The organism is Lysobacter arenosi (assembly GCF_016613475.2).
GTDB classification, from domain to species: Bacteria; Pseudomonadota; Gammaproteobacteria; order Xanthomonadales; family Xanthomonadaceae; genus Lysobacter_J; species Lysobacter_J arenosi.
Genome location: NZ_CP071517.1, coordinates 771,292 through 793,219 on the forward strand (window position 1 = coordinate 771,292; position 21,928 = coordinate 793,219).

Below are 21,928 nucleotides of genomic sequence, written 5' to 3' on the forward strand. Positions count from 1 at the left end.
GCTTCCATGTCAGAAGTCACGCCCCGGGCAGGTTGTCCGAAGCTGGCGGAACTGGCAGACCGGATTGCCCGATTGACACCGGACGACGGCATCCATGCCACCGCCATCGACGCCCTGAGCCTGGTCCGGATCAGCACGCCCACGGCCTGCACGCCGGTGGTCTACGAGCCGCGCCTGTGCATCGTCGCCCAGGGCAGCAAGGTCGCCACGCTCGACGGCCAGACCTATCACTACAACCCGCTCAATTACCTGGTGGTGTCAGTGACGTTGCCGGTGTTCGGACAGGTGGTGGAGGCCACGCCCGAACATCCGTACCTGTGCCTGCGCCTGGACATCGACCCGGACGAAGTCGCCGCGCTGATCGCCGACACCGCCGACCAGGAGTCGACGCATGCGGGCGTCGACCCTCGCCTGTACGCCGCACGCGTCAACACGCCGCTGATGGACGCGGTGCTGCGTCTGATGAACCTGCTCGACACGCCGCAGGACCTGCCGGTGCTGGCACCGATGGCGCAACGCGAGATCCTTTACCGCGTGTTGACCGGTGACCTCGGCCATCGCCTGCGCGCGATCGCCGCCACCGATGGCCGCTCGAGCCGCATCGCGCGCGCCGTGGCGACGCTGCGGCAGCGCTACCTGCAGCCGTTGAGCATCGACGAGCTGGCCAGCAGCGTGCACATGAGCACGTCGTCGTTCCACCACCAGTTCAAGGCGGTGACGACGATGTCGCCGTTGCAGTTCCAGAAGCACCTGCGCCTGCACGAGGCCCGCCGCCTGATGATGGCCGGTGGCATGGAGGCGATGAGTGCTGCGCGGCATGTGGGCTACGAAAGCCCGTCGCAGTTCAGTCGTGAGTACAAGCGACTGTTCGGTGCGCCGCCGCGCTTCGAGGCCGGACGGGCGAGGGCGGTGCCGCAGGTCTGATGACCCGGGATGGACTCACACGACCGGCTTACACGTGCATCGAGACCAGCGATGCGCGCAATCCGGTTTCGTCGAACAGGCGCCGCAGGCGGCGCTCTACCTGGGACAGATCCTCGAGTCCCGGTTGTGCATACAGCGAGTAGATCGGGCGGTTGTTGTCGGGATAACCGCCGGCCTTGCGACCCACGCTCACGTCCGGCGACTGGCACGCCCTGACCCAGATCGACTGCAGGGCCGTGGGACTGATGCTCTGCCCGTTGCCGAGGGTGAAGCGGAAGATTGCAACCTGATGCTTCATGGTGTCCGCCTCGATGGGGGTTGGCTGAGTATGCGCCGTATGACGAAGCATGGGCGTGAACTTCGTCGATTTGCCCCGAGAAACGAATCCCGGCGGCAATCGCGGGTTCGCCGCCATTCAAGCGCCAGCTGCTGAAGCGGCGTACCATGTCGTTGCACACCGTTCCGCTCACGCGTCCCGCTCGACCGCTCTCCAGTCGCCCGCTGCGCTCCCGCCCTGCGACACCGCCCGCCGACACGACGGCCGGCGCGCCCCCCGAGAGTCCACTTGTCCTTCATTACCCGCAATCTCACGGCCAACGTGGGCCGGCGTCATAGCCGCCTGCGCGCATTGCCAGACAGCCAGCAACAGGCTGCCGTAGCCACAGGTCGTGCCTGATGGGCGAGAAGCGCTCGGAAGTTTCGTGCAGCCGTTGCGACGCCGTTTGCTGTCGCCTGACGGTGGTGCTGATGCCCGAAGACAACGTGCCCCGGCACATGGTCGAGCGCCTTGTCGATGGACCCGAGGTGATGGCGCGTGACGAGGAAGGCTGGTGCGTCGCTGTCGATCACAGCCGCATGTGCTGCAGCATCTACGACCAGCGTCCCGGGGTCTGCCGCAAGTTCGCCATGGGCAGCGCGTACTGCCGCTCCGAGCGCGCGGCGTACCGCGAGATGCAGGCCCAGGCGATTCCGCTGGCACTGATCGACGAACCGCGCCGCTGAGCGCGGCGGTGGTGTCGCGCATGACGCGAAGTCGACGCGGGTTGTTGTAGTTTCCCGGCCATTGCCAGGGAGGCAGCATGGCCATCGAGCTCGATCACATCCTGGTGCCGTCGCGCGATCGCCTGGCGTCGGCGAAGCTGTTGGCGCATCTGCTCGGCGTGCCGTGGTCGCCGACCGGCATCGGCCCGTTCGCGCCGGTGTATGTCAACGATGGGCTGACCTTCGACTTCGATCAGTGGAGCGAGCCGTTCCCGCTGATCCACTATTGCTTCCGCGTCGGCGAGGACGAGTTCGATGCGATCCTGCAGCGGATCCGCGCTTCGGGCATCGCCTACCGCAGCGCCGTCCACGGTCCGGTCGACCATCTGATCGATACCGCACATGGCGGCCGCATCGTCTACTGGAACGAGCCCGATGGCCACCAGTGGGAGATGCTGACAGTCAGCTACGCTCGCGCGCAATGACGTCGTTCTATTGCCGGTGCGCGCTCATGCGCACCAGTGCACCTGCAATGGCGTGCCATGAATGCTGTCCAAAGCGGTCAGCACCGGCCAGCGGGCGGGGTTGCCGTCGGCCAGTGCCTGCATGAGTACGTCGCGCTTGCGTGCTCCCTGGATCAGCAGCAAGCGCGCCGGAATCCTGGCCATGCCGCGTGGTGTCAGGCTGATCCGGCGTGGCCATTGGCGCGCGCCCGGGCAACCGGTTGCATCCACGGCAACATAGTCGTTGCGGCTGGCCAACACCCGCTCCAGGTCGCCCATGCCCGGGAACAGCGATGCAATGTGGCCGTCTTCGCCCATGCCCAGCACCGCGACGCAGGCCTGGACCTTGGCAAAGGCGTTGGCGCCGGCAATCACTTCCTCGATCGATCTGCCAGCGCGGGTCATCGGTTCGAAATGTGCGGCCGCGGCCTGGTGTTGCAGCAGGTTCGTGCGCACCAGGTGGGCGTTGCTGTCGAGGTCCTGCGGCTGCAGCCAACGTTCGTCGACCAGGCCGACGTTGACCCGGTCCCAATCCAGCGGCGCTTTCGACAAGGCGCGGTACACCGGCGCGGGCGTGATGCCGCCCGACAGCAGCAGGCGTACGCGCGATTGCGTGGTCAGCTCACGCCGCAGTTCCGCGGCGACGGCCACCGCGACCGCCCAGGTCCAGACGTCATGGTTGGCATGGACGTGCAGGTCGTGGCGCGGTTGCGAATGCGTCGCCGCCGTGGCGGGTTCGTGCGAGCGTTCGGCAGCCATCGCTCGATACTGGCACAGCCCACTTCAAGGACGCGTGTGCTGCGCCAGCGCTGCGGCACCCAGCAGGCCGGGCTGCGGATGGATCACCGCCAGGGTCGGGATGCGCGCCATAACGGCCGAGAACCGGCCCTTGTGCTCGAAGCGCTGGCGGAAGCCCGAATGCGCGATCGCCGACAGCAACTTCGGCACCAGGCCGCCGGTCAGGAAGACGCCGTCCCATGCCCCCAGCGTCAGCACCAGGTCGCCGGCTGCGGCGCCAAACACGGCGCAGAAGATGTCGATGGTGCGCAGGCTGCGCGGATCGCCCTCACGGGCACGGGCGGTGATGTCGGCCGGCTTGAGCGGACCGGGGTCTTCACCGGCGATGGCGCTCAGCGCCCGATGCAGATTGACCAGTCCCATGCCGCTGACCAGGCGTTCGTTGGAGACCCGGCCGAACTCGCCCGACAGGTGCTGCAGGATCTCGATTTCTTCCGGCGTGTTCGGCGCGAAGCTGACGTGGCCGCCTTCGGTCTGCAGCGGGTAGTAGCGGCCGTCGCGGCGCAACAGGCCACCCACGCCCAGGCCGGTGCCGGCGCCGATCACGGCGAAGGTGCGGTCGGAATAGTCATGGCCGTCCCAGCCGGCAGCGCCCAGGGCAACCACGTCTTCGGGCTGGAGCAGGGATGCGCCCATCGCCTGCGCGGCGAAATCATTGACCAGTTCGACCGACTCCAGGCCCAGCGCATCGCGCGTGCGTGCCGCCGAGATCACCCACGGATGGTTGGTGATGCGGGCTTCATCGCCGTCGACCCGGCCGGCCACGGCGAACACGCCGGTACGCGGCTTGGCGCCGGTGGTGTCGAGGTAGTGGCGGGCGGCGTCGGCCAGCGACGGGAACTGCGTGACGGCGAATTCGCGCACGCTCTCGGTGAGCAGTGGCGTGCGGCTGTCCTGGCGGGCCAGGGCGAAGCGGGCATTGGTACCGCCGATATCGGCAAGAAGGGCATCGGCTGCCGGGGACGCTGGAACACTCAAGGATCACCACCGCACGATCGGATTGCAGACAAGATTGCAGGCGAACCGGCGCAACGCCGAGCCCGGGCTGCCGGCAGCGTAATGCAGTCCCGGGACGATGTCTTGCGCGTGGGGCCGGCGGTGAATGATTTGCCTGATGTAAACGAAATCAGCACCGGCCCGAACGGGAAAGCCTGGTCGGGACAGTACCCGTCAGTAGGGTAGTGGCTCGGCGAGCTTGCGCCCGTGCGAGGCGATCACCTGCGAGTACCAAAGCGCGCTGTCCTTCGGCGTGCGCTCCTGGGTGCCGTAGTTGACGTGGATCATGCCGAATCGCTTGGAGTAGCCCAGCGACCATTCCAGGTTGTCCATCAGCGACCACAGCATGTAGCCGCGGATGTCGACGCCGGCCTGGATCGCATCGTGGATGGCGCTGAGGTGCTTGCGCAGGTAGTCCATGCGCAGCGGGTCGCGCACGCGACGCTCGCCCGACACCGGATCGACATCGGCCGTGGGCGGATCGAAGAACGCCGCGCCGTTCTCGGTGATGTAGACCGGCAGGTCGCCATAGGTCTGCTTGAACCACAGCAGCAGGTCGGTCAGTCCCTGCGGGAACACTTCCCAGCCGGTCTCGGTGTAGGTCCCCAGCGGCTGCCTGACCACGGCGGTGTTGAGCGGGTAGCTCGTTGCGTCCTTGGTGACGCTGCGGGTGTAGTAGTTGATGCCGACGAAATCGAGCGGCTGCTTGATCAGTTCGAAGTCCTCGGCCGGCCAGTCCGGCCACGCCTCGCCGAAGATCTCCTTGAGCTCGGGCGGGTAGTGGCCGAGCAGGGCGGGGTGCAGGTACTGCTCGTTCATGTAGGCGTGGGCGCGGCGCACCGCGGCCTGGTCCGCCGCCGAATCGCTGGCGGCGTACTTGGGTTCGATGTTCACCACCAGGCCGATCTCGTGCTTGCCGATCTCGCGATAGGCCTTGACCGCCGCGCCATGCGCGCGCATCAGGTTGTGCGAGGCGATCGGGGCTTCGAACTTGCTGCGGTGGCCCGGTGCGAGCGCGCCGTGCAGGTAGCCACCGTCGGTGACCACCCACGGCTCGTTGTGCGTCACCCACTTCTTCACCCGGCCGTCGAGCGCGCGATACATGACCGACGCGTACTCGGCGAACCAGTCGGCGATCTCGCGGTTGAGCCAGCCGCCACGGTCGTCGAGCGCCGCCGGCAGGTCCCAATGGAAGAGCGTCAGCAGCGGTTCGATGTCGTTGGCGAGCAACTCATCGACCAGGTTGGAATAGAAATCGAGGCCCTTCTGGTTCACCCGGCCGGTGCCCTCGGGCAGGATCCGCGACCACGACACACTGAAGCGATACGCCTTGAGGCCGAGCTTGCGCATCAGCTTCACGTCGTCGCGCCAACGGTTGTAGTGGTCGCAGGCGACATCGCCGGTGTCGCCGTTGAGCATCATCCCCGGGGTATGGGCGAAGCGCGTCCAGATGCTGGGGCCGGCGCCATCTGCCATCGGCGAGCCTTCGATCTGGTGGGCGGCGGTGGCGGCACCCCAGAGGAAGCCTTCGGGGAATACGAACTGGTCGGCGCCTGGTGCTCGGCTCATCGGCTCGGTCTCGGGGGAGATTGATGGTGGATAGGCGTGAAAACGGTTACATGGCAGGATAGCCGACGGCGGTGCCCATTGGGAACCATCGGTCGCCATGGAACAAGAGTTCCCAAGCGACCGGCGATAGTGAAACGATCTCCGTGCCACGGGGACGGCTCTGGAGAATTCATGGCGAAGGTCACGCTGGATCGTCTGCGCAAGGTCTATCCGAACGGCTTTGTCGGCGTCGACGATGCCAGCTTCGAGATTGCAGACGGCGAGTTGCTGGTGCTGGTCGGTCCGTCCGGCTGTGGCAAGTCGACGCTGTTGCGGATGATCGCCGGCCTCGAGCAGATCAGCAGTGGCGAGCTGCGCATCGGCGAACGCCTGGTCAACGAGGTGGCGCCGAAGGACCGCGACATCGCGATGGTATTCCAGAGCTATGCGCTGTACCCGCACATGAGCGTGGCCGAGAACCTGGGCTTTGGCCTGAAACTGCGCGGCACCGGCAAGGCCGAGATCGAACGCCGCGTGCGCGAGGCCGCGGGCATGCTCGAGCTGGAATCGCTGCTCGATCGCAAGCCGGCGGCACTGTCGGGCGGCCAGCGCCAGCGCGTCGCGCTGGGGCGCGCACTGGTGCGGCAACCGCAGGTGTTCCTGCTCGACGAACCGCTGTCGAACCTCGATGCCAAGCTGCGCGCTTCCACGCGCGTGGAAATCTCGCGGCTGCACCGGCATCTGGGCACCACCATGGTCTACGTCACCCACGACCAGATCGAGGCGATGACCCTGGGCCAGCGCATCGTCGTGCTCGACAAGGGGCGCATCCAGCAGATCGATACACCAATGGGGTTGTACAGCCGGCCGGCGAACCTGTTCGTGGCGACGTTCCCTGGGCAGCCCGAAAATGAACCTGCTGCGGGGCGAGGTCGTCGAGGACGGCGGCCTGAAGCTGCGCGTGGGCGAGGGTGTGGAGCTGCCGCTGCGTCCGGAGGCCGGCATGGTCGAGCGCGTGCGCGGCTACCTGGGCAGGCAGCTGACGGTCGGGCTGCGTCCGGAGGACATGTCCCTGGCGCAGGCCGTTCCGGGGCACCTGGCCGCTCTGGTCGAGGCGGTCGAGCCCGTCGGCAACGAGGCCTTCCTCGACCTCGACTGCGGCGGCAGCGACCTGATCCTGCGCGTCCCGCCCCGGGACCTGCCCAAGGTGGGCGATACGGTGCACCTGGGGTATGTGGCGGAGCAAATGCACTATTTCGACCCGGAGAGCGGGGCCAGCCTGCGGGCTTGAGGGCCGCTATACTCCCTGTGAAGACACGGCTCACGAGCCGTGCGCCTCCTATGAGAATCAAAGGCTTGGGAGGCGGAACTTATACATATGTTTAACCCTAGTCGGTAATCACGGCCGCGTCCCGCCACGCCGCCAAGAGGCAACCCAGCCGCATGCGTCTGTCCACGATCAAGCTGTCCGGTTTCAAATCCTTCGTCGATCCGACCACGCTGCACCTGCCGAACAACATGACCGGCATCGTCGGTCCCAACGGCTGCGGCAAGTCCAACATCATCGATGCCGTGCGCTGGGTGATGGGCGAAAGCTCGGCCAGCCGCCTGCGCGGCGATTCGCTGACCGACGTGATCTTCGCCGGCTCCTCCGCCCGCAAGCCGGTGTCGCAGGCGATGGTCGAGCTGATCTTCGACAACTCCGATCACACCATTACCGGTGAGTACGCGGCGTTCAACGAGATCTCGGTCAAGCGCACCGTCAACCGCGACGGCAGCAGCCAGTACTACCTCAACGGCGCCAAGTGCCGCCGCCGCGACATCACCGACCTGTTCCTCGGCACCGGCCTGGGCCCGCGCAGCTACTCGATCATCGAGCAGGGCATGATCAGCAACATCATCGAGGCCAAGCCCGAAGAGTTGCGCGTCTACCTCGAAGAAGCCGCCGGCATCTCCAAGTACAAGGAGCGCCGCAAGGAAACCGAGACCCGCATCCGCCACACCCGCGAGAACCTCGATCGCCTCAGCGATTTGCGCGAGGAAGTCGGCAAGCAGCTCGAGCACCTCAAGCGCCAGGCACGGCAGGCCGAGCAGTACCAGACGATCCAGGCCGAACGCCGTGTCAAGGACGCCGAGTGGAAAGCACTCGAACACCGCGCCCTCGACCAGAAACTGCAGGGCCAGCGCGAGAAGCTGAGCCAGCAGGAAACCCGCCTGCAGCAGTTGATCGCCGAGCAGCGCGAAGCCGAGCGCGAGATCGAAGTGGGCCGCGTGCGTCGCGAGGAATCCGCCGAGGCCTTGAACAAGGCCCAGGCAGCAAGCTACGAGGTCGGTGGCACGCTGGCCCGCATCGAACAGCAGATCCAGCACCAGCGCGAAATGTCCACGCGCCTGCAGAAGGCGCGCGACGAGGCCTTGTCGGCGTTGGCCGAACTGGGCCAGCACATCGGCAGCGACCAGGCCCGCCTGGACGTGCTGCGCGCTGCCGTGGCCGAATCCGAGCCGCGCCTGGAGCAGTTGCGCGACGAAGACGGCATGCGCCAGGAAGCCCTGCGCGATGCCGAAACCCGCCTGACCGAATGGCAGCAGCGCTGGGACGAGCACAGCCGCGCCCAGTCCGAGGCCGCGCGCGCCGCCGACGTCGAACGCACGCGCATCGAGCACCTCGATCGCCAGGTGCTCGACGCCGACCGCCGTCGCGACGCACTCAACAACGAACGTGCCGGGCTCGACCTGGGCGCGCTGTCGGAATCGTTCGCTGCATTGCAGGAGCAGCACGAAACCCAGAAGTTCTCGATCGACAGCCTCAGCGAGGAGCTGGAGACCCGCAAGGGCACGCTCGGCGAGCTGCAGGACCAGCAGCGCGGCACCCAGACCGAACTGGCCGAGGCACGCAAGCAGGTGCAGGCCGCACGCGGCCGACTGTCGTCGCTGGAAACGCTGCAGCATGCCGCGCTGGGCCAGGAGCAGGGCGCCGCACTGAGCTGGCTCAAGGCCCGTGGCCTCGACTCGGCCACGCGAGTCGGCGAAGCGCTGCAGGTTGAAGCCGGCTGGGAAAACGCCGTAGAAGGCGCGCTCGGCCAGATGATCGAGGGCGTGCTGGTCGAGTCGCCCGAAGTGCTGGTCGATGCGCTCGGCGAACTTGGCGAGGGCCGCCTGGTCCTGGTAGACCCGCACAATGACGCGGTCGAGTTCGCGCCGACCTCGCTGGCATCGAAGGTGCGCGGCCCGATCGCGATCCGCCGCATCCTCGCCAAGCTGCACGCCGCCGAAGACCTCGGCGAAGCACGCACGATGCTGCCGATCCTGGGCGACGGCGAATCGATCATCACCCGCAACGGCGAGCGCCTCGGCGCCGGCTGGGTGCGGATCCTGCGCTCGGGCGCGGCCAAGCAGGGCGCGCTGCTGCGCGAGCGCGAGATCCAGTCGCTGCGCGCCGAGATCGACACCCTGCAGGCACGCGAGCGCGAGCTCGAATCGTTGCTGGTGCAGTTGCGCGACCGCCTGCTTGCTGCCGAGCAGCAGCGCGAGGACGCACAGCGCACCCTGTACATGGCGCACCGCAGCGTCTCCGAACTGGCCGGCCAGCTGCAAAGCCAGCAGGGTCGCCTGGATTCGGCGCGCGGTCGCATCGAGAAGATCGACGCCGAACTGGCGCAACTTGCCGAAACCCTGGAAAGCGCCCGCGAGCAGTCCCGCGACTCGCGCACGCTGCAGGAAGAAGCGGTCATGCGCATGGGCGAGCTGGAGGACACGCGCCAGGCACTGGAGTCCGAGCGCCGTGCCCTCGGCGATGCCCGCGACCAGGCCCGCAACATCGCCCGCGAATCGCGCGACACCGCGCATGCGCTGGCACTGACGCTGGAGTCCCAGCGCACCCAGATCACCGCACTGGCGCAGGCGCTCGATCGCATGGGCGGCCAGCGCGGCCAACTCGATTCGCGCCTGGGCGAACTGTCGGCGCAGCTGGCCGACGGCGACGAGCCGGTCAACACGCTGGAAGAGCAGCGCCAGGTCGCGCTCGAACAGCGCGTGATCACCGAACAGGCACTGACCGCCGCGCGCACCACGGTCGACGGCATCGACCACGACCTGCGCCGCTTCGAACAGGTCCGCCACCAGCGTGACGAGCAGGCCATCCAGCAGCGCGAGGCCATCGGCCAGCGCCGCCTCGAGCAGCAGGCCCTGGTGCTCAAGGCCGAGCAGCTGTCGGCGGCGATAGTGGAGGCCGGCTTCGTGCTCGAGGACGTGGTCAACACGCTGACCGACGACATGCAGCCGCAGGTCTGGGAGCGCACGGTCGCCGAACTCGACGGCAAGTTGCGCCGGCTCGAGCCGGTCAACCTGGCCGCGATCGCCGAGCACGCCGAGGCCGCGCAGCGCAAGGAATACCTCGACGCGCAGGACGCCGACCTCACCACCGCCCTCGAAACGCTCGAGGATGCGATCAAGAAGATCGACCGCGAGACCCGCGGCCGCTTCAAGGACACCTTCGACCGCGTCAACAGCGGCGTGCAGGAGCTGTACCCGCGCCTGTTCGGCGGCGGCCATGCCTACCTGGAACTGACCGGCGAAGACCTGCTCGACACCGGCGTGTCGATCATGGCGCGTCCGCCCGGCAAGCGCGTGTCGAACATCTCGCTGCTGTCCGGCGGCGAGAAGGCGATGACCGCGGTGGCGCTGGTGTTCGCGATCTTCCGCCTCAACCCGGCACCGTTCTGCCTGCTGGACGAAGTCGATGCTCCGCTCGACGAAGCCAACGTCGGCCGACTGGCAGCGATGGTCAGCGAGATGAGTGAACAGGTACAGTTCCTGTTCGTGACCCACAACAAGGCGACGATGGAAGCGGCGCAACAGCTTTCCGGCGTCACCATGCGCGAACCCGGCGTCAGCCGACTGGTCTCGGTCGACCTGGCGGAGGCCTCGCGCCTGGCTGGTGTGGCCTGAGTCCAGGCCACAGCGGTTTTCCCCCGTCGACATTCCCCCGTACATCCGCCTGCCGTAAGGAAGCCCCTCAATGTCAGACGTGACCCTGCTGCGTATCGGCATCCTGATCGCCGGCCTGATCCTGATCGCCGCGATCGTGTTCTTTGGTCGTCCGCGCAAGCCGGGCCAGGGCAAGCGCGTGCCGCGCGAAGCGGCCGCTGCCGATGGCAGCCGTCGCGAACCGACCCTGGGCGAGCAACTGGAACGTGAGCTGGGAGGCGAGGGTCCCGCGGCCGGCGAGTCCACTGCCCAGGCCGAACTGGAACTGTTCGACCGCACCCTCGAGGGCGCGGCCAGCAGCGAGCTGGGTCGTCGCGCCACCGAAGAGTTCGACAAGATCGTCACGCTCTACCTGGCCGCTCGTGCCGGGCAGAAGCTGCACGGTCCCGACATCGTCGTCGCCGCCGAGAAGGCCGGCCTGGTCTACGGCCACATGGGCGTGTTCCACCGCCTGGTCGAGAACCATCCCGAGCGCGGCCCGGTGTTCAGCGTCGCCAACATCATGAAGCCCGGCAGTTTCGACATGGCGCAGATCCAGGCGCTGGAGACTCCGGCGATCGCCTTCTTCCTGACGTTGCCGGCGCCGGTCAACGCGCTCGACGCCTGGGAAACCATGCTGCCGACCGCGCAGCGGATGGCCGAGCTGCTCGACGGCGTGGTCCTGGACGAGCAGCGCAACGCGCTCGGCCGCCAGCGCATCGCCCATATCCGCGACGAGCTGCGCGCCTACGACCGGCAGCGCGAAGCGCCGCCGCTGACCAAGCCGGCGCGCTGGTAGATCTGAAGCGACGCTTCCTTCGACTCCGCTGCGCTACGCTTCCTTCGACTTCGCTGCGCTACGCTCAGGACGAACGGTTGATGCGGGGTGAGATCCGTTCGTCCTGAGCGTAGGGCCGCAGGCCCGAAGTCGAAGGACCGCTTGCGAGCCTGTGACCATGCCCAAGACGACCCACATCGCCACCCGCATTGCCGAGCTGCGCGCCCAGCTCGATGACGCCAACTACCGCTACCACGTCCTCGACGACCCCGCGATCCCGGACGCCGACTACGACCGCATGCTGCGCGAGCTCGACGAACTCGAGGCCGCGCATCCGGAACTGATCACCGCCGACTCGCCGACGCAGCGCGTCGGTGCCGTGCCCACCGGCAGCTTCGCCCAGGTGCGCCACGCCATCCCGATGCTGTCGCTGGGCAATGCCTTCAGCGACGAGGAAGTGGCGGTGTTCGTGCGCAAGATCGAAGAGCGCCTCGGCCGCGATGCGCTGGCGTTCTCGGTGGAGCCCAAGCTCGACGGACTGGCCATCAGCCTGCGCTACGAGGACGGCCGCTTCGTCCAGGGCGCCACGCGCGGCGACGGCGCCACCGGCGAGGACGTCACCGCCAACCTGCGCACGATCAAGGCAATTCCGCTGCAGCTGCGCGGCAAGGACTGGCCGCGCGTGCTGGAAGTGCGCGGCGAGGTTTACATGCCGCTTGCCGCCTTCAAGGCCTACAACGAGCGCGCGCTGGTCGAAGGCGGCAAGGTCCTGGCCAATCCGCGCAACGGCGCGGCCGGTTCGCTGCGCCAGCTCGATCCGCGCATGACCGCGCAGCGGCCGCTGGCGTTCTACGCCTACGGCATCGGTCTGGTCGAGGGCGTCGAACTGCCCGAAACCCATTCGCAGACGCTGGGCCGCCTGCGCCAGTGGGGCTTCCCGGTCAGTGGCGAAAGCGACGTGGTCGAAGGACTGCAAGGGCTGCTCGATTACTACCGCGCGATCGGCGACAAACGCGACCGCCTGCCGTTCGACATCGACGGCGTCGTCTACAAGCTCGACGACTACGAAGGCCAGGCTGAGATGGGTTTCGTCTCGCGCGCGCCGCGCTGGGCCATTGCGCACAAGTTCCCGGCGCAGGAACAGATGACCGTTGTCGAGTCGATCGAGGTCAATGTCGGTCGCACCGGCGCGGTCACTCCCTGGGTGCTGATGCAGCCGGTGCAGGTCGGCGGCGTCACCGTCACCCGGGCGACGCTGCACAACGCCGACCAGGTCGCGCGCCTGGACGTGCGCAATGGCGATACGGTGATCATCCGTCGCGCCGGCGATGTCATTCCCGAAGTGGTGCGCGTTGTCGTCGAGAAGCGGCCCGCGGGGACCAGGCCCTGGTCGATGCCCAGCCATTGCCCGGTGTGCGGATCGGAGCTGGTGCGCGAGGAAGGCGAGGCGGTCTGGCGCTGCTCGGGCGAGCTGACCTGCGCGGCGCAGCGCAAGGAAGCCATCGGCCATTTCGCCTCGCGCCGGGCGATGGACATCGAAGGCCTGGGCGAGCGCTTCATCGAGAGCCTGTCCGACCTGGGCTACGTGCAGTCGGTCGCCGACCTGTACAAGCTCACGCTCGACGACCTGCTGGAGATGAAGCGTCGTGCCGACGAGCGCGACGACACCACGCCAGAGACCGTGAAATCCGGCAAGGTTGCAACTCGCTGGGCCGAGAACCTGCTCGAGGCCATCGACCACAGCCGCAACACCACGCTGGAACGATTCCTCTACGCGCTGGGCATCCAGCACGTCGGCGAGAGCACGGCCAAAGCACTGGCGACATGGTTCGGCGATCTCGAACTGATCCGCCACCTGCCGTGGCCGCTGTTCAAGCGCGTGCCGGACGTCGGTGGCGAAGTCGCCCGGTCGATCGGCCACTTCCTCGACCAGGCCGGCAACCAGCAGGTCATCGACGACCTGCTCGCGCGGGGCGTCACCATCACCGATACGCATCCGCCAACACCGAAGCTCCGTGACGGACTCAACCTCGCCACGCTGCTGGTGGATCTGGAAATCCCCAAGGTCACCCGCGTGCGCGCCGAGCAGTTGGCCAGTGCCTTCCCGAGCGTGCAGGCACTGCTCGACGCGCCCAAGCACAACTTCGTCAGTGCCGGCTTGCCGGCGGACACCGCGCAGGCGTTGGCGGACTGGCTCGAAGACGAAACGCAGGCAGGCCAGCTGGTCGCCGGTGGCGATGCACTGGCGCGCCTGGATGCGATCACGCCCGCCGCGGCCGAGGTTGCACAGGGTCCGCTCGATGGCCAGACAGCCGTGCTGACCGGAACGCTGAGCGCGCTCAGTCGTGATGAGGCCAAGGCGAAACTCGAGGCGCTTGGTGCCAAGGTCTCCGGCAGTGTTTCGAAGAAGACCAGTTTCGTCGTTGCCGGCGAAGCGGCCGGCTCCAAGCTCGACAAGGCGCAGGAACTGGGCGTCGAGATCTGGGACGAAGAGAAGCTGTTGTCGTTCCTGGCCGGCCACGAACCGTGACCGACTGGCGTCCTTCGGCGAGCTTCGAAACACTGCGCCTGCGCGCCCGGCTCAATGCGCTCATCCGCGCATTCTTCGCCGAACGCGATGTAACGGAAGTGGAAACGCCGGTGATGTCGGTGGCGGGCAACACCGATCGCAACATCGCCTCGTTCCAGCTCCAGTTCAGTGGCCGCACCGACGGCGCGCCGCGGACGCGGTGGCTTCGCACGTCGCCGGAGTACCCGCTCAAGCGACTGCTGGCGGCGGGCTTCGGTGACTGCTACGAACTCGGCCGCGTGTTCCGCGACGGCGAAGCCGGCGGACGCCACAACCCCGAGTTCACCATGCTCGAGTGGTATCGACTGGGTTGGGACCACCAGCGCCTGATCGACGAAACCGCGCAGCTCGTGCTGGCGGCACTGGAACTGGTGGGGCGCACCGCCACGCTGAAACGTGTCGCCTATCACGACCTGTATCGAAAGCAGCTCGAAATCGATCCGCATAGCGCACCACTGGAACATCTGCAGGCTGCGCTGGGCGATGTCGTGATCGATCCGGAAGGGCTGACCCGCGACGACTGGCTGGACCTGCTGATGACCCATCGCCTGCAGCCTGCGTTTGCGCCGGACCAGTTGCTGGCCCTGTACGACTATCCGGCCTCGCAGTGCGCATTGGCGCGGTTGGGGCAACGCGACGGCATGGCCGTGGCCGAGCGCTTCGAGCTTTACCTGGGGCCGCTGGAGCTGGCCAATGGCTACCACGAGCTGGCCGACGCGGACGAACAGGGGCAGCGCTTCGACCGCGATATTGCCCTGCGCAGCCAGCGCGGCGACGCGTTGCCGCCGCGTGACGAGCGCCTGCTGGAGGCCCTGCACGCGGGGTTCCCGCACTGCGCGGGCGTGGCGATGGGCATCGACCGGTTGCTGATGGCCATGCTGGGCAGCCAGCGCATTTCCGACGTCGTCACCTTCGACTTCGGTCGCGCCTGACGGTTTGCACACTACGAAAATTTAAGGAAGCTCCGGATGTCGGTTTTCATCTGGACGGTTTAGAGTGGTTGTGTGAACTCAGGGGTGCACGATGCGCGGCTGGTCGCTTTCGACTTGCTTCTTCGCACTATTGGTACTGCTGGCCGGGCCTGAAGCGAGGGCGCAGGACACGGGCGGCCGTTTCTTCGGCGATCGCGTCGTGCGCTGCGAATCCAAGGGCGGACAGGCGCACCTGTGTCCGGTGGACATCCGTGGCGGCGTGCGGCTGTTGCGGTCGCTGTCGAAGTCCTCTTGCGACGAAGGCCGTACCTGGGGCCTGATCGACGCCGGCATCTGGGTACGGGACGGATGCCGAGCGGAGTTTGTCCTGGGCTATGGCGGCAGCGTGGGCAGTGGTCTTGGCAGCCGCACCATTCGTTGCGAATCGCGCGGCAACCGCTGGCAGCACTGCGACGCCGACATCAGTGCCGGCGCGGAGCTGGTGCGGCAACTGTCGAAGAATCCCTGCATTCGCGGCGACAACTGGGGCATCGACAATCGTGGCGTCTGGGTCTCCGGTGGCTGTCGCGCCGAGTTCCGGATGATGGCGGTGGTCTCGCCCGAGACGACGCCTGGAAAGATCGTCCGCTGCGATTCGACCGATAAACTGCCGCGGCATTGCCCGGCCGTCACCGAGGGCGGGGTGGTGCGCCTGTTCCGGCAGCTGTCACGCGCGGCCTGCATCGAGGGTCGCAGCTGGGGCGTGGACAAGAACGGAATCTGGGTCGAGGACGGCTGCCGGGCGGAATTCGAAGTCCGTCACAAGGACGACCTCAGCGGCGGCTGAATGGCCGCCAGCGACGGCCAATCCGTGAAGCATTCGTTAAGCTGTCCTCGTTAGAGTGAGAACCATCTCAACGAGGAGCTGTTCCATGACCCCGCACTTGTCCAAGTTGTCGTCCAAGGGCCTCGGGATTCTGGTTGTGCTTGCAGCTTCATCCGTGGCCGTGCCGGCCGCGGCGCAATACAACGGCGGCACCACGCCGACCGTCCGCTGCGACTCCAACGACAACAAACACCGCCAGTGCGCCGCCGACACGCGCAATGGCGTGCTGTTGCTGCGGCAGTACTCCAAGAACGCATGCGTGGAGGGGCGTACCTGGGGGTACGACCGCAACGGCGTGTGGGTCAATGGCGGCTGCCGTGCCGAGTTCGCGCTGGCCCGTGCCGGGCAGGGTGGCGGCCAGGGCGGCGGCCAAGGCGGAGGATGGGGCGGCGGCAACGGAGGCAACAACGGCAACAACGGCGGCGGCCGCAGCGTGCGCTGCGATTCCAACGACAACCGCTACGTGCAGTGCCAGATCGACGGTCGCAGCGCCTATATGGTGCGCCAGTACTCGAAGTCGCCGTGCATCGAGGGTCGTACCTGGGGCACCGGCCGCGGCTTCGTCTGGGTCGATGAAGGCTGCCGCGCCGAGTTCGCCAGTGGTTACGGTGGCGGTCACGGAGGCGGCAATGGCGGTGGCTGGAACGGCGGTGGCAACGGCGGCGGCTGGAATGGCGCACAGGCGCAGAAGCTGTACTGCGGCTCCGATGATCGCCGCGAGCGCCGCTGCAACGTGACGATCCGCCGCGATGCCCGACTGGTCCGCCAGGCGTCCAAGGCGCCGTGCATCGAAGGCCAAAGCTGGGGCTGGGACCGCAACGGCGTCTGGGTGAGCAACGGCTGCCGCGGCGACTTCAGCGTCCTGTAAGGCAATCGCCGTCCGCCCTCCCTTTCGCCGGCGGTGGAGGGGAGGGCAAGCGTGCAGTTCGCTAAACTGCACACATGAACACCACCATCGATTTCGACCGTTACGACCGCATCCGCCCGATCCGCTGGACCGGGCAGGCCCTGGAACTGCTCGACCAGCGCAAGCTGCCGTTCGTGGTCAAGTACGTGACCTGCAACGACAGCGCCGCCGTGGCCGAAGCCATCCACGCACTCACGGTTCGCGGCGCTCCGGCCATCGGCATCGCCGCCGCCTGGGGCGTGGTGCTGGCCGCGCGCGAAGTCGACGCCGCCAATGGCGCCGAGGCCGCAGGCAAGCTCGAGCCTGCCATGCAGCATCTCAACGCGGCACGGCCGACTGCGGTCAACTTGGCCTGGGCACTGGCGCGCATGCGCCGCACGCTTGCCGCCGCCGGCGCCGACTGGCGCGAAGTGCTCGAGCGCGAAGCGCACGCGATCGCCGACGAAGACCTCGCCGCGAACCGCCGCATGGGCGCGCTGGGCGCTGCCCTGATCGAGCCGGGCAGCGGCGTGCTGACCCACTGCAACACCGGTTCGCTCGCCACCGCAGGCTTCGGCACCGCACTGGGCGTGATCCGCGCCGGCGTGGCCGAGGGCCGCATCGACAAGGTGTTCGCCGGCGAAACCCGGCCGTGGTTGCAGGGCGCGCGCTTGACGGTGTGGGAGCTGCAGCAGGACGGCATCGCCCCGACCCTGATCGCCGACTCCGCTGCATCGCACCTGATGAAGACCGGCGACGTGCAGTGGGTCGTGGTCGGCGCCGACCGCATCTGCGCCAACGGTGACACGGCCAACAAGATCGGCACCTACCAGCTGGCGATCGCGGCTCGTCACCACGGCCTGAAGTTCATGGTCGTGGCCCCGTCCTCGACGGTCGACATGGAGACCCCGTCCGGTGACGCGATCCACATCGAAGAGCGTGACCCGGGCGAGCTGTTCGGCGTCGGCGGAGTGCGCACCGCGGCCGAGGATGTGGGCGCCTGGAACCCGGTTTTCGACGTCACCCCGCACGAACTGATCGACGCGATCGTGACCGAGCGTGGCGTGATCGAGCGCCCCGACGCCGCGGCCATGAAGGCCGCCTTCGGCTGAGCCTGGGCATCCCGTCTTCGTCGGGGTGGACGAAGACGTTCCGCAGGCAGCGGGCGACCAGGCAGCCAGGATCAGGATGGATCCCGGCCTTCGCCGGGATGGCGGGGTAGGCCCCCGCCCACGCGTCTTTGCACGCTGCCGATAAATCCACTTTAAAAACCCCCGCAACTGCTTGTTTCTGCGTGGGAATCAGTCAGCAGACGGACCCCGTTCCGTGCTATGATTTCGTGTCCTTTTGAAGCCGTCGACGACGGGCTGTCAAAGGCCCCCGGGGAGGGGTCGGCGACGCAGGCCCGGCGGGCAGTTCCCGCGGCTCTTCAGACGTGATGCCCGACCGCAGTCGTCGCTGCGGACAACCAACGAACGGAAACCTGATGGCCGAACTCGCCAAGGAAATCATCCCGGTCAATCTCGAAGACGAGATGCGCCGCAGCTACCTCGATTACGCCATGAGCGTCATCGTCGGGCGCGCGCTCCCGGACGCGCGCGACGGACTCAAGCCCGTCCACCGCCGCGTGCTCTACGCGATGAACGAGCTCGGTGCCCACAGCAACAAGCCGTACTACAAGTCGGCGCGTATCGTCGGTGACGTCATCGGTAAGTACCACCCGCATGGCGACACCGCGGTGTACGACACGCTGGTGCGCATGGCCCAGCCGTTCTCGCTGCGCTACATGCTGGTCGACGGCCAGGGTAACTTCGGCTCGATCGACGGCGACAACGCCGCGGCGATGCGATACACCGAAGCACGCATGTCGCGCATCGCCCACGAGCTGATGGCCGACATCGACAAGGAAACCGTCGACTTCCAGCCCAACTACGACGAGAAGGAACTCGAGCCCACGGTCATGCCGACCCGTGTGCCGAACCTGCTGGTCAACGGTTCCGCCGGCATCGCCGTCGGCATGGCGACCAACATCCCGCCGCACAACCTGTCGGAAGTGATCGACGCCACGATCGCCCTGATCGACGACCCGACCATCGACGTCGACGGCCTGATCCAGTACATCCCGGGCCCGGACTTCCCGACCGCGGGCATCATCAACGGCACCGCCGGCATCGTGAACGCCTACCGCACCGGCCGTGGCCGCGTGCGCATGCGCGCGCGCGCCGAGGTCGAAGTGGCCGACAACGGCCGCGAAGCGATCGTCGTCACCGAGATCCCGTACCAGGTCAACAAGGCGCGGCTGATCGAGAAGATCGCCGAGCTGGTCAAGGAAAAGAAGCTCGAAGGCATCAGCGAGCTGCGCGATGAGTCCGACAAGGACGGCATGCGCATCTTCATCGAGGTCAAGCGCGGCGAGTCGGCCGAAGTGGTGCTCAACAACCTCTATCAGCAGACGCAGATGGAGTCGGTGTTCGGCATCAACATGGTCGCCATCGTCGATGGCCGCCCGAAGCTGCTGAACCTGAAGGACCTGCTGGAAGTGTTCGTGCGCCACCGCCGCGAGGTGGTGACCCGTCGCACGATCTTCGAGCTGCGCAAGGCACGCCAGCGCGCCCACATCCTCGAAGGCCTGACGGTTGCGCTGGCCAACATCGACGAGATGATCGAGCTGATCAAGACGTCGGCCAACCCGAACGAAGCGCGCGACCGCATGCTCGCCCGCAAGTGGGAAGCCGGCCTGGTCGGCGCGCTGCTGTCGGCGGCCGGTTCCGACGCATCGCGTCCGGAAGACCTGCCGGCCGGCGTCGGCCTGGTCGATGGCTTCTACCAGCTCACCGAGACCCAGGCCCAGCAGATCCTCGAGATGCGCCTGCACCGCCTGACCGGGCTGGAGCAGGACAAGCTGACCGAGGAGTACAAGCTGCTGCTGGAAACCATCCGCGGCCTGATCGAGATCCTCGAGGATCCGAACGTGCTGCTGGAAGTGATCCGCACCGAGCTGCGCAACGTCAAGGAAGAGTTCGGCGACGCGCGCCGCAGCGAGATCCGTGCCAGCGAGGAAGACCTCGACATCCTCGACCTGATCGCACCGGAAGACGTGGTGGTGACCCTGTCGCACTCGGGTTACGCCAAGCGCCAGCCGGTCAGCACCTACCGCGCGCAGAAGCGCGGCGGCAAGGGCCGCAACGCGGCGGCAACCAAGGACGAGGATTTCATCGACCACCTGTGGCTGGTCAACACGCATGACACGCTGCTGACCTTCACCAGCGCCGGTCGCGTGTTCTGGCTGCCGGTGCACCAGCTGCCCGATGCCGGTCCGAATGCGCGCGGCCGCCCGATCATCAACTGGATCCCGCTGGAAGCCGGCGAGCAGGTCCAGGCCGTGCTGCCGGTGCGCGAGTACGTCGAAGACCAGTTCGTCTTCTTCGCCACGCGCAACGGCACGGTCAAGAAGACCCCGCTCACCGAGTTCGCCTTCCGCCTGCAGCGCGGCAAGATCGCGATCAACCTCGACGACGGCGATGCCCTGGTCGATGTCTCGCTGACCGACGGTACGCGGGACATCATGCTGTTCGCCAGCAACGGCAAGGCCGTGCGCTTCGCCGAGGACGCGGTGCGCTCGATGGGCCGCACCGCCACCGGCGTGCGCGGCATCCGCCTGGCCGAGGGCGAGGAGGGCGAAGACGGCGCCGAGAACACCAGCGGCGCGCACGTGGTCAGCCTGATCGTGGTCGAAGGCGACGGCGACATCCTCACCGCCAGCGAGCGCGGCTACGGCAAGCGCACCTCGCTGGAGGAGTACCCGCGCAAGGGTCGCGGCACGCAGGGTGTGATCGCGCTCAAGACCACCGAGCGCAACGGCATGCTGGTTGGTGCGGTGCAGCTGTCCGATCACCACGATGTGCTGTTGATCTCCGATGGCGGCACACTGGTGCGTACGCGCGCGGCGGAGATCTCGCAGGTCGGGCGCAACACGCAGGGCGTGACCCTGATGCGCCTGGCCGCCGACGAAAGCCTGCAGACCATCGAGCGCGTCGATGCCTCGCTGGACGAGGACGAGGAAGGCGGCGAAGCGGTGATCGAGCCGGGTGCCGGCGACGGTGCCGTCGAGACCACCCCGATTGCGGGTTGATCGAATGCAGTAACGAAAACGCCGCCGGAAGGCGGCGTTTTCGTTTCAGGCTCCGTCAACCGCGGTTACGGGTGCGGCGGAACGCGCGCCATCACTTCATCGGCCGACAGCCGCTGCAGGTCCTCCACTTCGATCGCGTCGAAGGAGCGCACGCGGATTCCTGTGCGTTGCACACTGGTGTGGGACCCGAACAGCGCCAGGCCTGGTGTCCCCAGGCAAGCGGCAAGGTGGGTGGGGCCGGTGTCGTTCCCGACGACGAAGGCGGCGTTGGCCAGCACGCCGGCGAGGGCGAACCAGTCCAGGAAGCCCGACGGCCCGAGCAGCACCTGGCAGGGCAACGTGCGGGCAAGGTCCAGCTCGTCCGGACCGGGCGCGACCACGACTTGCCGGCCAGCCGCGACCAGGCGCCGGGCAAGCTCCGCGTAGTGGGGCCAGCGCTTCTGCGGGTGGCGGGCCGAACTTCCGGGAATCAGCGCGATGTAGCCTGCTTCGACGCCGGACGCAGCGAGCAGGGCGGACACATCGTCGGCCATCCAGCCCACGTCAGGCGCTGCCGTATGCGTCGTGGGCACGCCGGCCGCTTCGAGCAGGCGGGCATAGGCGATCCGGTCCGGCACCGCGCTGGAACCCAGGGTTGTCCCTGCCGTGCCAGGGCAGGCCGGGGCTGAGCAGGCGCCGGTACAGGCGCGTACGCTGGCTGCCCTGGAGGTCGTAGACCCGGTCGAAGCGGCGTCCGCGCAATTCCCGCACCAGCTCCAGGTTGTGGTCGATGCGAAGCCACGGCGCGCGCGGGTCGACGATCAGCGCGTCCACGTGCGGGCACCGGGCCATCAACCGGCGGAACTGCGGCGCGACCAGCAGGGTGATGTGTGCATCCGGGTGGTACGCGCGGATGTCGCGCAGCACGCCGTCGGCCTGGACCAGGTCGCCGAACGCGCCCTGGCGGATCACCAGGACGGACCGGCGTGGGCCGTTACCGGGGACGGGCATGCCGGCGCCCGGATCGCTGGCCAAGGAGGGCATGTGTTCGTGCAACATTGCGGTCCGGGAG

General features: G+C 67.5%; 16 protein-coding genes and 3 pseudogenes. 13 read left to right on the forward strand and 6 right to left on the reverse strand.

Going from position 1 to position 21,928, the window contains the following annotated elements; genetic code table 11:
- The first annotated feature begins 72 nt into the window (after positions 1-72).
- The gene (locus HIV01_RS03705) at positions 73-924 is read left to right on the forward strand and encodes an AraC family transcriptional regulator (protein WP_245156905.1); all 852 of its coding nucleotides are present in this window, start codon (positions 73-75) and stop codon (positions 922-924) included.
- A 28-nt stretch (positions 925-952) separates the two neighbouring features.
- On the opposite strand, the gene HIV01_RS03710 is transcribed toward HIV01_RS03705, so the two are convergent.
- On the reverse strand, positions 953-1,222 hold the full coding sequence (locus HIV01_RS03710; RefSeq protein ID WP_158730749.1) for a hypothetical protein: 270 nt from the start codon (positions 1,220-1,222) through the stop codon (positions 953-955).
- A gap of 377 nt (positions 1,223-1,599) precedes the next feature.
- Here HIV01_RS03710 and HIV01_RS03715 point away from each other — a divergent pair, with 377 nt between their 5' ends.
- Positions 1,600-1,926, forward strand: a complete 327-nt coding sequence (locus HIV01_RS03715) for a YkgJ family cysteine cluster protein (protein WP_200605003.1) — start codon at positions 1,600-1,602, stop codon at positions 1,924-1,926.
- Between the two features lie 77 nt (positions 1,927-2,003).
- Positions 2,004-2,390 (forward strand): VOC family protein, encoded by a 387-nt coding sequence (locus HIV01_RS03720; protein WP_200605004.1) that lies wholly within the window; start codon positions 2,004-2,006, stop codon positions 2,388-2,390.
- A 24-nt stretch (positions 2,391-2,414) separates the two neighbouring features.
- On the opposite strand, the gene pgl is transcribed toward HIV01_RS03720, so the two are convergent.
- The 3 genes from pgl to HIV01_RS03735 all read right to left on the reverse strand — a co-directional run bounded on the left by pgl (position 2,415) and on the right by HIV01_RS03735 (position 5,771).
- Positions 2,415-3,167, reverse strand: a complete 753-nt coding sequence (gene pgl, locus HIV01_RS03725; protein WP_200605005.1) for a 6-phosphogluconolactonase — start codon at positions 3,165-3,167, stop codon at positions 2,415-2,417.
- A gap of 24 nt (positions 3,168-3,191) precedes the next feature.
- Complete coding sequence (gene glk / locus HIV01_RS03730; protein ID WP_200605006.1) at positions 3,192-4,184, reverse strand: glucokinase; 993 nt, start codon at positions 4,182-4,184, stop codon at positions 3,192-3,194.
- Between the two features lie 192 nt (positions 4,185-4,376).
- Positions 4,377-5,771 carry a GH1 family beta-glucosidase gene (locus HIV01_RS03735; RefSeq protein WP_200605007.1) on the reverse strand — a complete coding sequence of 465 codons (1,395 nt, stop codon included), beginning with the start codon at positions 5,769-5,771 and terminating at the stop codon, positions 4,377-4,379.
- Between the two features lie 171 nt (positions 5,772-5,942).
- Between HIV01_RS03735 and HIV01_RS03740 the strand changes: the two are divergent.
- The 10 genes and pseudogenes from HIV01_RS03740 to gyrA all read left to right on the forward strand — a co-directional run bounded on the left by HIV01_RS03740 (position 5,943) and on the right by gyrA (position 20,877).
- A pseudogene (locus HIV01_RS03740) lies at positions 5,943-7,041 on the forward strand (ABC transporter ATP-binding protein).
- Positions 7,042-7,193: 152 nt separating this feature from the next.
- Positions 7,194-10,697, forward strand: coding sequence for a chromosome segregation protein SMC (gene smc, locus HIV01_RS03745; RefSeq protein ID WP_200605009.1), 3,504 nt, complete (start codon positions 7,194-7,196; stop codon positions 10,695-10,697).
- Positions 10,698-10,767: 70 nt separating this feature from the next.
- Positions 10,768-11,514, forward strand: a complete 747-nt coding sequence (gene zipA / locus HIV01_RS03750; RefSeq protein ID WP_200605010.1) for a cell division protein ZipA — start codon at positions 10,768-10,770, stop codon at positions 11,512-11,514.
- Positions 11,515-11,671: 157 nt separating this feature from the next.
- Positions 11,672-13,598: pseudogene (ligA, locus tag HIV01_RS03755) on the forward strand (NAD-dependent DNA ligase LigA); the annotation flags it as partial.
- 176 nt (positions 13,599-13,774) lie between these two features.
- Positions 13,775-14,023 (forward strand): annotated as a pseudogene (locus tag HIV01_RS18285) (BRCT domain-containing protein); the annotation flags it as partial.
- Entirely contained in the window at positions 14,020-14,994 is a 975-nt protein-coding gene (epmA, locus tag HIV01_RS03760; protein ID WP_200605012.1) for an EF-P lysine aminoacylase EpmA, read from the forward strand. The pseudogene HIV01_RS18285 and the gene epmA, both read left to right, overlap by 4 nt.
- Positions 14,995-15,124: 130 nt before the next feature.
- Positions 15,125-15,820: a DUF3011 domain-containing protein gene (locus tag HIV01_RS03765; RefSeq protein ID WP_207527076.1), complete on the forward strand. Its 696-nt coding sequence runs from the start codon at positions 15,125-15,127 to the stop codon at positions 15,818-15,820.
- An 85-nt stretch (positions 15,821-15,905) separates the two neighbouring features.
- Positions 15,906-16,727 (forward strand): DUF3011 domain-containing protein, encoded by an 822-nt coding sequence (locus tag HIV01_RS03770; RefSeq protein WP_200605014.1) that lies wholly within the window; start codon positions 15,906-15,908, stop codon positions 16,725-16,727.
- A gap of 74 nt (positions 16,728-16,801) precedes the next feature.
- Entirely contained in the window at positions 16,802-17,857 is a 1,056-nt protein-coding gene (gene mtnA, locus HIV01_RS03775) for an S-methyl-5-thioribose-1-phosphate isomerase (protein WP_200605015.1), read from the forward strand.
- Positions 17,858-18,231: 374 nt separating this feature from the next.
- On the forward strand, positions 18,232-20,877 hold the full coding sequence (gene gyrA, locus HIV01_RS03780; protein WP_200605016.1) for a DNA gyrase subunit A: 2,646 nt from the start codon (positions 18,232-18,234) through the stop codon (positions 20,875-20,877).
- Positions 20,878-20,942: 65 nt separating this feature from the next.
- Here the strand turns inward: gyrA and HIV01_RS03785 are convergent, their stop codons facing one another.
- Both HIV01_RS03785 and HIV01_RS03790 read right to left on the reverse strand, forming a co-directional pair.
- Entirely contained in the window at positions 20,943-21,449 is a 507-nt protein-coding gene (locus HIV01_RS03785) for a glycosyltransferase family 9 protein (RefSeq protein ID WP_207527077.1), read from the reverse strand.
- Positions 21,421-21,915, reverse strand: coding sequence for a glycosyltransferase family 9 protein (locus HIV01_RS03790; protein WP_207527078.1), 495 nt, complete (start codon positions 21,913-21,915; stop codon positions 21,421-21,423). The genes HIV01_RS03785 and HIV01_RS03790 overlap by 29 nt, the downstream gene beginning before the upstream one ends.
- Positions 21,916-21,928: the final 13 nt, after the last annotated feature.